Origin of the sequence: Endozoicomonas euniceicola, assembly GCF_025562755.1 — a bacterium.
In the GTDB taxonomy this organism is placed as follows: Bacteria; Pseudomonadota; Gammaproteobacteria; order Pseudomonadales; family Endozoicomonadaceae; genus Endozoicomonas_A; species Endozoicomonas_A euniceicola.
Map to the genome: position 1 here is coordinate 1,587,113 of NZ_CP103300.1, position 14,540 is coordinate 1,601,652.

At 46.7% G+C, this 14,540-nt stretch carries 14 protein-coding genes and 1 tRNA gene; 5 read left to right on the plus strand and 10 right to left on the minus strand.

Features of this window, described 5'->3' with window-relative positions:
- The first annotated feature begins 56 nt into the window (after positions 1–56).
- From NX720_RS06150 to NX720_RS06160, 3 genes are all read left to right on the plus strand, one after another.
- Positions 57–1,229, plus strand: coding sequence for an RNA-guided endonuclease InsQ/TnpB family protein (locus tag NX720_RS06150; RefSeq protein ID WP_262600099.1), 1,173 nt, complete (start codon positions 57–59; stop codon positions 1,227–1,229).
- A gap of 75 nt (positions 1,230–1,304) precedes the next feature.
- The gene (locus tag NX720_RS06155) at positions 1,305–1,469 is read left to right on the plus strand and encodes a hypothetical protein (RefSeq protein WP_262600101.1); all 165 of its coding nucleotides are present in this window, start codon (positions 1,305–1,307) and stop codon (positions 1,467–1,469) included.
- Entirely contained in the window at positions 1,466–1,894 is a 429-nt protein-coding gene (locus NX720_RS06160; RefSeq protein WP_262600103.1) for a helix-turn-helix transcriptional regulator, read from the plus strand. The genes NX720_RS06155 and NX720_RS06160 overlap by 4 nt, the downstream gene beginning before the upstream one ends.
- Positions 1,895–1,927: 33 nt before the next feature.
- On the opposite strand, the gene NX720_RS06165 is transcribed toward NX720_RS06160, so the two are convergent.
- On the minus strand, positions 1,928–2,638 hold the full coding sequence (locus NX720_RS06165) for a DUF3581 domain-containing protein (protein WP_262600105.1): 711 nt from the start codon (positions 2,636–2,638) through the stop codon (positions 1,928–1,930).
- Positions 2,639–2,955: 317 nt separating this feature from the next.
- Here NX720_RS06165 and NX720_RS06170 point away from each other — a divergent pair, with 317 nt between their 5' ends.
- Both NX720_RS06170 and NX720_RS06175 read left to right on the plus strand, forming a co-directional pair.
- On the plus strand, positions 2,956–3,888 hold the full coding sequence (locus tag NX720_RS06170) for a hypothetical protein (protein WP_262600107.1): 933 nt from the start codon (positions 2,956–2,958) through the stop codon (positions 3,886–3,888).
- A gap of 148 nt (positions 3,889–4,036) precedes the next feature.
- Positions 4,037–4,975: a hypothetical protein gene (locus NX720_RS06175; RefSeq protein ID WP_262600109.1), complete on the plus strand. Its 939-nt coding sequence runs from the start codon at positions 4,037–4,039 to the stop codon at positions 4,973–4,975.
- Between the two features lie 7 nt (positions 4,976–4,982).
- Here the strand turns inward: NX720_RS06175 and lipA are convergent, their stop codons facing one another.
- The 9 genes from lipA to NX720_RS06220 form a co-directional block, all read right to left on the minus strand.
- A complete protein-coding gene (gene lipA, locus NX720_RS06180; RefSeq protein ID WP_262600110.1) occupies positions 4,983–6,008 on the minus strand; it encodes a lipoyl synthase in 1,026 nt (341 codons plus the stop codon).
- 33 nt (positions 6,009–6,041) lie between these two features.
- Positions 6,042–6,728: a lipoyl(octanoyl) transferase LipB gene (lipB, locus tag NX720_RS06185; RefSeq protein WP_262600112.1), complete on the minus strand. Its 687-nt coding sequence runs from the start codon at positions 6,726–6,728 to the stop codon at positions 6,042–6,044.
- Positions 6,728–7,000, minus strand: coding sequence for an HP0495 family protein (locus NX720_RS06190; protein WP_262600113.1), 273 nt, complete (start codon positions 6,998–7,000; stop codon positions 6,728–6,730). The genes lipB and NX720_RS06190 overlap by 1 nt, the downstream gene beginning before the upstream one ends.
- Before the next feature lie 74 nt (positions 7,001–7,074).
- On the minus strand, positions 7,075–8,271 hold the full coding sequence (locus NX720_RS06195; protein WP_262600114.1) for a D-alanyl-D-alanine carboxypeptidase family protein: 1,197 nt from the start codon (positions 8,269–8,271) through the stop codon (positions 7,075–7,077).
- Positions 8,272–8,339: 68 nt separating this feature from the next.
- On the minus strand, positions 8,340–9,089 hold the full coding sequence (locus NX720_RS06200) for a septal ring lytic transglycosylase RlpA family protein (protein WP_318654095.1): 750 nt from the start codon (positions 9,087–9,089) through the stop codon (positions 8,340–8,342).
- A gap of 107 nt (positions 9,090–9,196) precedes the next feature.
- On the minus strand, positions 9,197–10,297 hold the full coding sequence (mltB, locus tag NX720_RS06205; protein ID WP_262600115.1) for a lytic murein transglycosylase B: 1,101 nt from the start codon (positions 10,295–10,297) through the stop codon (positions 9,197–9,199).
- Between the two features lie 900 nt (positions 10,298–11,197).
- Positions 11,198–12,775, minus strand: coding sequence for a hypothetical protein (locus NX720_RS06210; protein WP_262600116.1), 1,578 nt, complete (start codon positions 12,773–12,775; stop codon positions 11,198–11,200).
- A 536-nt stretch (positions 12,776–13,311) separates the two neighbouring features.
- Positions 13,312–14,367, minus strand: coding sequence for a selenide, water dikinase SelD (gene selD / locus NX720_RS06215; protein WP_262600117.1), 1,056 nt, complete (start codon positions 14,365–14,367; stop codon positions 13,312–13,314).
- A gap of 67 nt (positions 14,368–14,434) precedes the next feature.
- A tRNA-Sec gene (locus NX720_RS06220) sits at positions 14,435–14,526 on the minus strand.
- Positions 14,527–14,540 lie beyond the last annotated feature (14 nt).

The window sequence follows — 14,540 nt, forward strand, 5'->3', positions numbered from 1 at the left end:
TCTTTCAAATACCTGTAATATAAAGTTTATATTGATGAGTACTGAAATAACGTTCCATGCTGAGAGCCACCAAAGTACGAATCTATCCAACATCAGAGCAGGCGGAATTTCTCGACCGTCAGTTTGATGCTGTGCGGTTCGTATGGAACAAGGCCCTGGCTATTAAGGTTCATTATTACAAGGTTCGTGGGCAGAGCCTTTCTCCCAAAAAACACCTGAAGCCCTTGCTGGCAAAAGCCAAGAAAAGCCGAAAGTACTCATGGCTGAAAAACGCTGACTCTATTGCACTGCAACAGGCCACTATCAATCTGGATACGGCCTTTCAAAACTTTTTCAATCCCAAATTGCAGGCAAGATTTCCTCGCTTCAAGAAAAAGCATGGCAAGCAAAGTAGCTACCATTGTACGTCTGTCTCTGTGGGCGATAACGGGATAAAAATCCCCAAGTGCAAGCCCATAAGGGCTAAAGTGCATCGTGAAATAGTGGGTAAGGTGAAGTCTATCACCCTGAGCAGAACGCTAACCGGCAAGTATTTTGCCTCCATATTGGCTGATGATACCCAGGAACAACCAAAACAGATTGATAATCTTGAAGCTAATCAGGTTGTCGGTGTTGATATGGGGATTACTGATCTGGCTATCACCAGTACCGGCCATAAGACTGGCAATCCTCGCTTTCTGAAAAAAGCACAACGTAACCTGAAAAGAAAACAACAGGCTCTATCTCGCTGCAAGAAAGGCTCAAAAGGTAGGCACAAAGCCCGTTTATTGGTGGCAAAGGCGCATGAGCATGTAGCCTTTGCCCGTAATGATTTTCAGCATAAGCTATCAAAACAACTCATCGACGAAAACCAAGCGGTGATTGTGGAGACACTGAAAGTTAAAAACATGCTCAAGAACAAGCGTCTTGCTCGTTCTATTGCTGATGCTGGCTGGCACTCACTGATAACCAAACTCGAATACAAGGCAAAGCAGGAAGGTAAACATCTGGTGAAGATAGACCAGTGGTTTGCATCCTCTAAAACTTGCTCAGTCTGCGATTTGAAACAGGAAAAAATGCCATTGAGAATCCGATCATGGGAGTGTAGCTGTGGTGCTATCCATGACCGGGATATTAATGCAGCTCGCAATATCAAGAAGCAAGGCATATTGAAATTAAAGGCGGAAGGACTGTCCGTTTCTGCTGATGGAGGCTTGCGTAAATCCGGCAGACTGTCGGTTGCTGCCTAAGAAATCAGAAGCCTCACCCGATAGGGTGGGGAGCAGTCACAAACTGAAGAGTTATTAAAACAGTCTGGTTTCACAGTGACTGCCGATTCAGTGATCGAGGAACTGTCCAGGCTGGCAACACAACTGGTTGACCTGAAACCCAGACTAGCAGATCAGGGAGTGCCTGAATCCATTGTCAACCTGCCAGCCATAGGGTTCGGATTTCTCAATGACAAATTAAAGAAGTGGGATCTGATATGAATACGAAAATGACCAGTAATGCCAGAGATCGCCTTGCCAGACTGCGAGCACAAAAGTCACAGCAGCAACTACAAAAGACGGCAGGTAACACTTCCGTGTCAAAGCCTGGCTCAGCCCCCGGGAGCAGAGAAGCCATGATACTCGAACTCATGGTTCAGGTATTAAAAGGGGACATTACCGATGGTCAGTTATTGCAGCAATTAAGAAAGCAGCTTCTGGGCTTGAACCAGGATCGTTTTGCAGAACTGGTGGGGGTTAGCCGTAAAACTGTCTCTGATATTGAAAGGGGCAAAGGCAGCCCATCCCAGCAGGTACTGAATGACGTGTTTAAGCCTTTTGGGTTGAGAGCCGGCATTATCCCGGTTTCACAGAGCCAGACGGAAAAACTAATCAACAAAGCCCATGACGAACTGCTGGGTGGCTGAAGCAGCCTTATCAATTACCTGTCAGCCGGGCCATCAGGCCGCAAACTGCTGTTTACGTTCTGAGTAAGTCGTAATCAGCTGGTCAACAGAAGTCTGTTCATATTCGCGCAATCCAGAAAGCAGCATGGTCTTTTTGCCTTTGCCCACCAACTCACCACTGTCTTTAAACGCGAAGACCAGAGTCACCTTACCTCGCTTGCCAGACACTTCCAGATGACTGTCTGTAGACTCCAGAGTCAGGTTGGTCAGGTCCAGGCGATCCAGTTGCACCGACATGCTTTCGTACATGACCAGCGGGCGGGCGGCATTAATCATGACATTGTTGTCTTTCATCAATGGCACCAGTACATGGGGAAAGTTCTCGCCGGAAAATGCGACATAACTGCGGATCAGCTGCTCGATCAAAGCCTGATCCCGGGAGCACTCATCACCATGACGAACGCTTAAATACTCTTTATCATTGTCGTCTACAATGACCAGCTGCTTATCGCTGCCAGTAGCAACCGACAATTCGGTTTCACCAGCAACCATTCCATGGAAGCTGACATCCATCGTCTCATACAGCCCCTGACTGGTCAGGATTTTGGCAAACAGCAGGTCGCCTGGCACGCAGAACTTTCTGGCATCGACATCGTGTATCGGGTTGAAGTCGTTTGCCACAGTTTTGGCAAAATCGCTGGACTGCTGTCGGCTGAAAGAAAACTTATTGTTATCGAGTTCGGTAAAGTATGGATTTAGAAACATGGCTCACAATTTAATCACAGAAGTTTTTTCATCATCACATAGAGGCAGATGAAAAACACTCTTACTCACAACGGCTCAAGCCGAACCAGCCTTCCATAAGCTTTAAAACAGCATGAACAAAATGGACAGGCAAAGATATGCATCTACCCTGATGGCTGTAAATGGTACCGGATTTTTTTTGGAACTACTGTAACAGAATGTTTGTAGCCTGATCATCCAGCGTAAAACGCTCTAAAAAATTTACAATTCTACAATTGATACTATCTTTTCTCGGGCATTCTAAAATCCGACTCAAAAAATGGGCGGGAAAACACCTCATGAGCTCAAAAATTCTCCCAATACATTTATGCCTTTTCATTTTATTAGAATGTTGCAGTGGCACCCTGTTGGCAAAGGATTATTTTTACAAGATGCAAATAACCGTTGCAGGTAATACATCTGTCTTTTATGTGAGGTCGAAAAATCCCCTGAAGCATCTGGCGAATCACCTTCTTGAAGTAAATTTACCTGAACCCATGTATCACTTTTCAGTTGATCCTGCCTCCAGCTTCGCACCCGCAATAATTGAATGGGTGCATCAGATGAAGATGAGTCAGTCCAAACAGGTTCCTGAACAGATATCGCGAAGAATAAGTGGAGCATTTCCAATTGGCACTGAGGAAGAAGGGAACTACATGCTTCAACCTCTGCAAACATTACCACCCAATGTGGCAGAGACTATAGAAGTCAGCGATAACGATATGTATCACCTGCTGGCGACTATCCTGTACCGTTTGCACAGGCAAACCTATGGACGAGCGCAGGAGTCTTTAGTTGTATGTTGGGCCTGCAACAAAGGCACCAGCCAGGGAGCGTCATCAAGTGACACCCGTCAGATAACCACTGGACAGCCTCCCTCAAGCCAGCAACTATTAAATGAATGGGAAGTAGAATTCCGATTATCTGGCTCGCAGTGGCCGTCAGACTTAGAAAGCCTTCTGGAAGTTATTAACAACACACTACCATCGGTAAACCCCATGCAGTTAGTCTCTTTAACGGGATCAAATCCACCAAATTCTTTATTTACTGATGGGGATCGTAAGATGATTTTTCGAGCCTACCTTCCGGATAGCATTGCAAGTGAGGATCAAGCCCGCCATGCTCTTGGCTTATCAGATTTCGACTTCTTAGTTGCTCTACGCAGAGTGCCTTCACAACCATCGAACGCAGAAGACAAGTCAAAAAAATTGGAAGTAACCGATATGAAATAATCCGTTATAACCCAACGTTGTTCTTCTGCAATCAGGACAATACCTATTTTGTTTAAAACGCCCTAAAAAATTTACAATTCTACAATTGATACTATCTTTTCTCGGGCATTCTAAAATCTAACCTAAAAATCGGGAGGATAATCGTCTCATGAGCTCAGGAATTCTCCCAAAACAATTAAGCCTTTTTATTTTATTAGCATTTTGCAGTGGTAGCCTGTTCGCAGATGAGTATTTTTACAAGATGCAGATAACCATTGCAGGTAATACCTCTGTCTTTTATGTGCGCTCACAAAATATCCTGCAGGATAGAGAGGATTTCTCATTTGGAATGGGCAAATCTGGTCATGTGGCTACCCGGACACAAAATCCTTTGTCTGGATCCATTTTCCTGGAAAGTTATTTATCAACACCGGAGCCACTATCAATAAGAGGTAGATTCTCAACCAACTCCGGAGAAGAAGAGGACTACGTACTTACTCCCGTAAAAACATTACCGTCCGGCATAACAGAGACAATCGAAGTAGATAATAATTCTTATCAGCTGTTGCCAAATATTCTCCACCGTTTAGGTAAACAACAAATCTATGGACGAACACAGTATTCCCGATGGCCACAATGGCCACAATGGCCACAATGGCTACCAAGCTGTTCATCCTTGTTCAGGGACGGCGAAAACAGCAGCCAGGAAGCGTCATTATCAGACAACGCTGTCCAGTTAGCCACTGGCCAGCCTCACTCAAACAGCGAATCACCGAGTGAATGGCGCATTAGGTTCCACTTACACCACAGTCAGGAAAACCCTCAGCAGCCTGAACTAGAAAGCTTTCTGAATATGATGAACGGAGAATCTTCGCAAAGACACATGCAATTAGTTTCTTTACTGAGTTCCCCACGTTCTCTTATTACTTCGAGTAGTGGGGCAATTATGCCGGAGTTTCGAGCCTACCTTCCAGGTACTATTACAGACGAAGATCAAGCCATGAGTGATCTTCGTCTTGCCGAATTAAATTTCTCTGCTGTAACTCTACACAAAGTATCCTCACAACCACTAGATAACGAAGACAATTGGCGACCACTCGATCTATAGTAACCCGTCATAATCCAACGTTGTTCTTCTGCAACACCTGTTCAGCACGATAGCTTGAGCGTACCAGCGCACCCGAAACCACCTCCAGAAAGCCTTTTTCCAGCCCCCACTGACGGTACTGTTCAAACTGTTCCGGTGTGACATAACGCTCAATGGGCAAATGATTTTTGGTGGGCTGTAAATACTGGCCGAAGGTAATAATATCCACGCCAATTGCCCGCAGATCATCCATGGTCGCGCCAATTTCCTCATCGGTCTCGCCCAGCCCCAGCATCAGGCTGGTTTTGGTAAGAATATCAGGACGGTAGCGCTTGGCGTGCTCAAGCACCGCAAGCGTCTGTTCGTAGCTGGCTCTTGGATCACGAACCGGGTGGGTAAGGCGTTTAACCGTTTCGACGTTCTGGGCAAACACTGAGATACCGCTATCCAGCACTTTCTCAACGTCAGCCATCACCCCCATAAAATCCGGTGTCAGCACTTCGACATCGGTGGCCGGATTTTCAGCTTTGACCCTGCGCACCACTTCCGCATAATGGCCTGCGCCCCCGTCTTCCAGGTCATCCCGGTTAACCGAGGTCAGTACCAGGTATTTCAGGTTCATCAGCTTAACGCTGTTGGCGGTATGTTCCGGCTCATCTTTATCGAGCCAGCCTTTAGGGTTGCCGGTATTCACTGCACAAAACTTGCAGGCCCGGGTGCAGACATCCCCCATCAGCATGATGGTCGCCGTACCGGAACTCCAGCACTCATTAATGTTCGGACACATGGCTTCTTCACACACGGTGCTGAGCTTGTGCTTGTGAACAGTGCTTTTTACTTTTTTAAATTCAGTGCCGTATTGCGCCTTGATACGTAACCATTCCGGTTTACGCATCACCGGTGCCGGATCGTGATGACTGGCTTTAATACCGTTTTTGATGGCAGTGATACCATGATCGTTAACAAACTTGGTACCGCTTTCTACTTTGACTGCAGGCTCAACCTGTACTGTAGGAATCAGCCCGCTGTCTGTTGATGATGTATGACCTGACATTTCCCACTCCAGATTAATTTTATTCGTTCAAACTCAGGGCAGTCGCTGATCTGTTTTTTCTATACGGCTGTACCCCAGCGCTTCCATAAGGCTGAGCAATAGCTTGCCGGTGACGTCCTGTTTGTCTAGGTGCTCAACGTAATCAGCCAGCTGAGTCACTTCCAACCCTTCGTAGCCACAGGGATTTATCCGGCTGAAAGGCTCAAGATCCATATCAAGGTTAAAGCTTAACCCATGGTAAGACCGCTGTTTACGGAATCGAAGCCCCAGAGCCGCTATTTTAGCCCCCTGAATATACACCCCCGGAGCTTCTGGCCGGGCGCAGGCTTCAACCCCATAGGCCTGAAGAACGTTGATAATCGCCTGTTCTATCCCTGAAACAATGGCTCTTGGGCCTTTCTGTGAACGTTTAACGTCCAATAGAAGATAGACGACCAGTTGCCCCGGTCCGTGATAAGTGACCTGTCCGCCCCGGTCAACCTGAACCACTGGAATAGTGCCGGGATTCAGAACATGTTCTGCTTTACCGGCCTGCCCCTGAGTAAACACCGGATCATGCTCTACAAACCAGAGCTCATCAATGGTGGTTTCGTTCCGGGTTTCAGTAAATGTTTTCATAGCCTGCCAGACAGGCTGATAAGCCTGCCTGCCAAGCATTCTGACAGTCAGTGGCAACGCCTGAGCATCCATAATGTCAGCTTCCCCCTCAGCCACTAACATTAAAGCACCATTTTTACCCGACCGGTTGCTTTCAGATCTGCAAATATAGCTCGCAACTGGTCTTCGCCGGTGGCAACAATTTTCACCATCACAGACTCAAAGTTACCGGCACGGCTTGGTTTAACACGACAGTTACCATCAAAGTCCGCCACGTGCTTTTTAATAATTTCAACACAGACATCTTTAAAATCCGGAGCGGCATTGCCCATAATGCGGATTTCATAGTCACAGGGGAATTCAATTTTAGGGGGTTGGGGTTGCTGTTCAGCCATTACTTTTCACAAAACTCTAAACAAATGATGAAGCCCCTAGAGAGAAAGGGCTTCATTACAGCCGGCAGCGCTGCTTAAAACAGGCTGCTAAAAAACATTACGACGCTATCCCAGATGACCTTGAAGATACTGCCACGCTCGACCGAACGCTGTGCCAGCAGCGGCACTTCTTTCACGACTTCTTCGCCGCGCATCACCTTCAGGCTACCCAGTTGCTGACCACGGGTAATCGGGGCTTCGATAGCAGAGTCCAGTTTCATCACTGCGGTCAGTTCTTTGCCTGTGCCACGAGGTACAGTCACAACCAGGTCTTTCTCGACCATGACGTTCACTGCATCGTCAGCACCTTTCCAGATACGCACAGACTCCAGCGGCTGACCGCCACGCTTGATATCGACGTTTTCGAAGAAGCGGAAACCATAAGTCAGCAGTTTCTGGGCTTCTTCTGCTCGCTGCTTCTCGCTGTCAGCCCCCATGATAACGGTGATCATACGACGACCGTCGCGATGTGCAGTGGCTGCCAGATGATAGCCGGTTGCCTCAATGTGGCCGGTTTTCAGACCGTCCACACTCGGGTTGGTCCACAGCAGACGGTTACGGTTCGCCTGACGACGCAGAGGTTCACCAGTACGCTTGTTCACACCGTACTGATAATACTTCTGGGCATACAGAGCATAATCTTCCGGGTAATCCTGAATAATGTGCCTGGACAGAATCGCCAGGTCACGGGCTGTTGAGTAATGATCCTCCGCTGGCCAGCCGGAAGAGTTCACATAATGAGTGTTCACCATTCCAAGCTTGCGAGCCGTGCCGTTCATCATCTGGGCAAAACCCTCTTCGCTGCCAGCGATGTGTTCAGCCAGTGCCACGCTGGCATCGTTACCGGACACAATGATGATACCTTTCAGCAACTCTTCCACCGGAACCCGGTCACCCACTTCGATAAACATGGTTGAGCCACCCATGCGCCAGGCTTTTTCACTCACCAGAACCTTATCCTGGCGACCAATATTGCCTTCAGCCACTTCAGCTTCACCAATATAGGCAGTCATCATTTTGGTCAGACTGGCCGGGTGCATTGGCTCGTCGATTTTCTCGGCAGCCAGGATTTCACCACTGTCGGCATCCATCAGGATATAGCTTTCGGAGGCCAGTTTCGGGGCTGCAGGAATAAATGCGGAAGCCTGAGCCTGGGCAATACCCGTCCCCAGACAAAACATCATCGTGACCAGCCCGGCCAGACGCCGGACAGGGTGTTTTCTTTTACTCATTAAGAAACAGCTCTGAAAAATTAAATAGCGGGATATTATAATCACGCCTGCCAGTTAAAAGTAATAGGTTATTGTGCAACAGTTTCGTAAACCAGATACGGTGGATCAAACTGTCCGGCTTCAAGCACATCCAGCAGATATTCCATATGGTCCGGGGTCTGTACCGGGCCAATCCTTACCCTGTAAAGGGGGTTATCGTCACTGTCATTTTTAACAACCTTGACCGGAGCGTCGGTGGAAGCTGACAGCTTCCGCCGCATTATCTGGGCATAATGGTAATTGCTAAAGGCCGCCATCTGCAAAAACACTTCCTGGTGCTCGCCTTCAATGCCAGCCGCAGCAAAAGCCCCAACATCAATACCTTCAACCAGAACCTCGGTAATGCCTTCATCGGCAAAGCCCAGCTTTTGTGCCGCCGCATAAGAAAGGTCGATAATCCGGTCTCCAACAAAAGGTCCCCGGTCATTCACCCGCAAAACCGCTGAACGGTTATTCGCCTTGTTCGTCACTTTAACGTAGGACGGCAAAGGCAGAGTCTTATGGGCAGCCGTCATGCCATACAGGTCGTAGACTTCTCCATTTGCCGTCTGCTTGCCATGAAACTTGGTGCCATACCAGGAGGCAATACCCTCTTCCGAGTATTCATTGGCTGAGACCATAGGTTCATACACAATGCCATTATGGGTGTATGGGGTGTTTTTAATGGCTCCCTGATGTACCTCCGGAATCGCATCGGGAATATTGCTGACATCCCTGGGGTTAGCAGGCGCTCCATCTTTCTGGGCGACCCCGGCACAACCCGTCAGTAATAGAGTCATCAGGCCAGCGATACCGGCCTGTCTAAAGCTTGTTGCGCTAAAACTTGAGCTAAGAGAAGCTGCGCTAAAGGTAGTGGTGGAATGCATAAACCGCATTAATTTTCTCTTCAGGACTTATTCGCCACAGTGGCTTGTGTTTTTTTATTTTGTACCGCAGTTTTATAGCCAGTACTGACTTCTTTTGCCAACTGGTGAACCGCCATCGCATAAAGCTTGCTGCGATTATACGTGGTGATGACCCGGAAATTCTCCATTCCCAGCCAATATTCAGTGCCTTTTTCACCTTCAAACGACATGGCAGCCGCCCTGGTGGCAGAGGGTAACACGTTGACAGGCTTCCAGCCGGAAGTCTCCAGCTGCTTCAGGGTTTTAGCGGGTTTTACGCTTTTACCAATAGCCTGCTCATATTTAGTCCCCTGAACCCTGGCCTTACTGGCAATGGGTTTACCCGCTCTCCAGCCATTTTCTTTCAGGTAATTGCCGACACTGGCAATGGCGTCTTCTTCGTGCTGCCAGATATTGGACTGACCGTCACCGGTAAAATCTACGGCATAAGCCCTGTAGCTGGATGGCATAAACTGTGGAATCCCCATGGCACCGGCATAAGAGCCAGTCAGTTCATGGGGGTCAAGCTTCTGCTCACGCACAAGGATCAGGAACTCTTTCAACTGTTGGGTAAAAAATTTACTGCGCGGTGGGTAGTCAAAGCTCAGCGTGGACAGTGCATCCAGCACTTTAAAGCCGCCAGTCAGGCGACCGTAATAGGTTTCTACGCCAATAATCGCAACAATTATCGACGCAGGAACACCGTACTCTTTCTCAGCCTTTGCCAGGGTTTCGGCATGAGTCTGCCAGAAATCGACGCCTTCATTAACACGCTGATCGGTCATAAAGATCTTACGGTAATCTTTCCATTCCAGCTTTTTTTCAGCCGGACGACTAATCAGCTCCAGTACCCGGTCAGACTTCTTAGCCTTACCCAGTACGGATTCCACTTCTTGTCTGGAGAATTTTTCGTTCTTGACCAGATCCTTGATGAATGCCTCAACCTCTGGCCTGGCTGAAGCATAAGAGGCGTTCTGCTCACTGGAAGCCTTTTGCTTACCAGAATTTTGTTCGCCTTCAGGCACTGGTGCAGCCATCATCACCGTTGAGATAAGACAGCCTGCGGCCAGTGCCAGTATTTTGTTTTTGGGAAAAATGGCCATGCTATAAGTCCTCTGAATACTGCTGCCATACTCAAACATACATTCATCTGATACGCTTCATAAATACGACACCATCAGTATTTCTGTATGTATTATGTCCTTCTATATTGCAAATAAATTGCTTCTAAAAAGGTCACATTTTCTACTTTACAGTAGTAACCTTCGAACAACTAGCATGAAGTTGTAAGACAGTTGTCAACAGATAGTCTCTTCCAATATAAAACCCGTTTCAGTGGAGGTTGCCGAACACTGATTTACTATATCACGGATTATTATATAACCGCTGACGTCTATATTTAGGGGCGCAGCATTCAATAACTTACCGGGCTTTTGGCTGTTGGCTTTTGGCTATTAGCTGCTCATACAGCCAACCGCCAAAAGCCAACAGCGGTATATTATGTTCTGCTGCTTCCCTTAGAGCGGCTATACTCATGCGAAGACCAATTTTTAACTAATCAGACAAGAATGTTAACTTTACGGTCGTCCAATAAGTTATTGATTCCTCAGTCCGCCCTGGTAATAAACCTTTTTTTCAGACTTCTATCAAGTTCCCAAACTGGTTAGCTGGTTTGTTCGCCTGTACATTAAAAAATACGTCCACATTCTAAGGGGCGCAGCATTCAATAACTTACCGGGCTTTTGGCTGTTGGCTTTTGGCTATTAGCTGCTCATACAGCCAACCGCCAAAAGCCAACAGCGGTATATTATGTTCTGCTGCTTCCCTAAGCGAGCAGCTTGTGAGCCATCCCTGGAGTCATAGTATTTTCCAAAAGGCAAATGAGTTTTGGTTATCTACCGAACGGATCAGGTGCTGAACCTGCTAAACCTTAGAACTTTAAGAGCTAATGGTAAGTGGGGTAAATACAGGAAAGCACCGGATAAGATGCCTCCAGAATGCTTTTAATTGCCCCCCTGGCAGTGCTGATTGTATTTTTCCCAACTTGATTTTGATACAGAAAATGCCTTACTATCTTTATCTTTATCTTTATCAAAAGCAAAATAGTTGTTACTAAACATTTTGTATGGAATTCTCTCAATATAAAGTTCTATATGCCAAAAGTCCTCTTCTACGATAATGTTTTCTATACTACCTTTACTAATATATTCATCAACAAGTTCTGCAATGGCCTGATATTGAAGAGTGTCAACATCATAGACATTAGGACATTCTCGCCCAAATAATACACAAAAAACCGAAGAAGCAAAATCAGCTGTCGGAAAAAGATCAGGATTTATTTCGTGCAGTTTAAGAGCTCCCCATTTCGTTAACCTATACATTTCCATGCCTTCATAATTTCTGTTACAAATAATCAGTAGTTCAGTATTATCTGCTTTTTGGGGATCTAAGTGAATAAAGAGTGTGGGGGCGACATATGTGAAAAACTCTATACTATCATCGATAGAATAAGCAAAAACGACATCCAGGGTATAAGCAGTGCTGGATAAAATTTGTTGGTTAACAGGGTTTTGCTTTTGATCTGAAATAAATTCTTCCAGAACTTCATCTCGTTCTTTTGACGGCATCTGCCCCCCACTCCATATTTCTTCAATTGTACTATTGTAGTTATCAATAGCTCTCCAGGCATCTTTCATTTTCATTGTCTGAAACTTTTCTGGATACTTTTTCATCAGCTCAGCAACTGGTTTATCTTGGTACTTTGAAATTAATCTTGCTATCGCCTGATATTCCACGGTGTGCGTAGTTTCTTTAAAATCATGCTCTGTTAATGCCTGAAAGGCTGCTCTGGCATCTTCTGTTGTTGCAAATAGTTCAGGATTGTCAGCCTGCAGCTCTTTTGCTCCCTGTTCTGTCAGATTGCATGAGTTAAGGCAATCGCTGGGCCCTATCCTCAAAAAGTGGCGGTCGTTGTCATCCGATTTTATCGGCACGGTTTTTAAATGATATTCTGAATGACTCGAAACACGGGGTTGCTTAGAAGGTATTATGTCCTCAGAATCGTCGTTGTCTGGCTCTTTTGAATTGGATGGACTATCAGAACTTTCTTCATCGTCGGATTCACCCGTTCGCTTTACTGGATAACTATTTTCAGAGGATGATCTTACGGGCAGGGAGACGTAAATAGATTTTACGTCTGGTTCTGTAAACTCAGGATCTGTTTCAAAATTAAGGCTGTCATTAACAGGGGTTTTATTATATGTTTTGAGAATTACCGGTAGGAGGTTTGTTAGAACAGCGACGTATTTTTTTAATATTTCATTCCATTCTAATTCAACTACCTTATATCCGTTCTCATCTTCGGAGGAATTCTTGCGAAGGGGGGAGGCAGTTTCCTCTTCAGGATCTGTTCCAAAATAAAAATCCAGATCATCATCAAAATCGTCAGTGTGCTTCTCAGGCTTACTTTCGTTGACCGGCCTGTCAACATCATCATGATCATTATGAAGCAATTTTGGATACATCGGCATTTGCCTGGCAGAAAAATAAGCCCCGTTCATTTTTGGAGGAAGATTTTCCATAGAAGGAAGTAGTGGATTTTCCAGATTACCGGCTAAGAGAGTTCTGGGAAAAAAAAGTATGAACAAAAGACAAATGGAATATATTCGCATCTTGGTTTCTCTTGTTGATTAAAGCAATACAAGGATTCTCAAATTTTTATAATCTTATTTTCACTCATTTTGTACAGTCATGGCGCCACAAGCAGCTATTTCTTCAAGTGAGCTTGTAGAGCATAGACCATGTATGTAATTAGAAATCTCTGCCATCACTTTCAACCCTGAGTTCAGGGACGACATTCCTCGTCTGCTTCACGGTCTTCAGAAAATCCGGGCATCGCCTGAACTTAAGGCTCAGTTTTTTCAGTTACTTGAGTGCATGATTACTGCCAGCCGAAACAACGGTCGCTCCGGCATAGACCTTACTGCACCCACGCCGGGGATTCCGGATCGGGTGAATCAGGTTGTGGTGGAGGGGGGGGGTAAGTTTCTTAACCGCGACTTCCCTAAAGCCTGTAGTTTTTTACATTGCTACAGGCTTTTGATGAGCAGGATTCAGATCAGTCAATAACCAAAGAGACACCGCTCTCTGGCAATACCTCTCCTATTATGCTGGCCTGCTTATGCCCCGCTGCCAGCAACTCATGGAGCATATCGTCTGCGGCCTCTGCCGGTGCGCAGATTAACAGGCCGCCGGATGTCTGGGCATCGCAGGTCAGCATTTTCAGGTTATAGTCCAGACCTGATCTGAACCGGGCGTCGTCACCAATGTACTGCAGGTTGCGGAATGCCGCGCCGGGAATACAGCCTTCATCAAACAGCTCATACGCTTCATCAAGAAGAGGCAGACAGCTGGTATCAATACGTAAAGTAACATCACTGCCCCTGGCGACTTCCCGGGCATGACCAAGCAGGCCAAAACCAGTGACATCTGTCGCACAACGAGTGTTGTATTTCACCATGATCTCAGCACCGGCTTTGTTCAGGATTTTCATTTGCTCAACAGCCTGCCGGTAGGCCTTATCGCTGCACAACTTTTCCCGGTGACCGGAAATCAGCGCACCGACACCAATGGGCTTGGTCAGGATCAGTTTGTCACCCGGTCTGGCAGCGCTGTTACTGACAAGCTGGTCCGGATGAACGATGCCAATAGCGGCCAGTCCAAACTTGGGCGGGTGATCTTCAATGGTATGACCACCCACCACCAGAGCGCCCGCTTCCGCCACCTTGTTATATCCACCCTTGAGAATCTGGGCAAACCCGTCAACAGGCAGCTCCTGGGTGGAATACATCATCAGGTTCAATACCATCAGGGCTTTTCCCCCCATGGCAAAAACATCACTAAGCGCATTGGCTGCTGCGATTTCCCCAAACTCCTGGGGATCACTGCATACTGGCGGGAAAAAATCGGTGGTAAAAATCAGGGCGGTTTCATCATTGATACGATAGACACCCGCGTCATCGTGGGTGCTGATATCCACCAGCAGATCGGGATGACCCGGGAAATTCAGTTTATCAAGAATGCCAGCCAGTTCAGTGGGTGAGAGTTTGGCTGAACAGCCCCCATATTCGACGGTTTTCAGCAAATCTATTGCGTGAGTCTGCTCTGAAGACATAATGATTCCAACAGAATTAAACCCGGAGAAAAGAGAACGACCACAAAACGGGCCGAAGCAGGAAATTTGGCGGAAGAGGCAGGAATCGAACCTGCCAGAGCTTTCTCAGCTCACATCGGTTTTGAAGACCGAGAGGGCCACCAGACCCTATCTGCTTCCGAAGAGTGACTGCA

What these genes read in the sequence shown, in the direction of transcription:
- NX720_RS06200 (WP_318654095.1), bottom strand. Translation starts at nt 9,089, where the DNA reads ATGACTCTATTACTGACGGGTTGTGCCGGGGTCGCCCAGAAAGATGGA.
- NX720_RS06150 (WP_262600099.1), top strand. Translation starts at nt 57, where the DNA reads ATGCTGAGAGCCACCAAAGTACGAATCTATCCAACATCAGAGCAGGCG.
- mltB (WP_262600115.1), bottom strand. Translation starts at nt 10,297, where the DNA reads ATGGCCATTTTTCCCAAAAACAAAATACTGGCACTGGCCGCAGGCTGT.
- NX720_RS06165 (WP_262600105.1), bottom strand. Translation starts at nt 2,638, where the DNA reads ATGTTTCTAAATCCATACTTTACCGAACTCGATAACAATAAGTTTTCT.
- NX720_RS06190 (WP_262600113.1), bottom strand. Translation starts at nt 7,000, where the DNA reads ATGGCTGAACAGCAACCCCAACCCCCTAAAATTGAATTCCCCTGTGAC.
- lipA (WP_262600110.1), bottom strand. Translation starts at nt 6,008, where the DNA reads ATGTCAGGTCATACATCATCAACAGACAGCGGGCTGATTCCTACAGTA.
- NX720_RS06195 (WP_262600114.1), bottom strand. Translation starts at nt 8,271, where the DNA reads ATGAGTAAAAGAAAACACCCTGTCCGGCGTCTGGCCGGGCTGGTCACG.
- selD (WP_262600117.1), bottom strand. Translation starts at nt 14,367, where the DNA reads ATGTCTTCAGAGCAGACTCACGCAATAGATTTGCTGAAAACCGTCGAA.
- lipB (WP_262600112.1), bottom strand. Translation starts at nt 6,728, where the DNA reads ATGTTAGTGGCTGAGGGGGAAGCTGACATTATGGATGCTCAGGCGTTG.
- NX720_RS06175 (WP_262600109.1), top strand. Translation starts at nt 4,037, where the DNA reads ATGAGCTCAGGAATTCTCCCAAAACAATTAAGCCTTTTTATTTTATTA.
- NX720_RS06170 (WP_262600107.1), top strand. Translation starts at nt 2,956, where the DNA reads ATGAGCTCAAAAATTCTCCCAATACATTTATGCCTTTTCATTTTATTA.
- NX720_RS06210 (WP_262600116.1), bottom strand. Translation starts at nt 12,775, where the DNA reads ATGGAAAATCTTCCTCCAAAAATGAACGGGGCTTATTTTTCTGCCAGG.
- NX720_RS06160 (WP_262600103.1), top strand. Translation starts at nt 1,466, where the DNA reads ATGAATACGAAAATGACCAGTAATGCCAGAGATCGCCTTGCCAGACTG.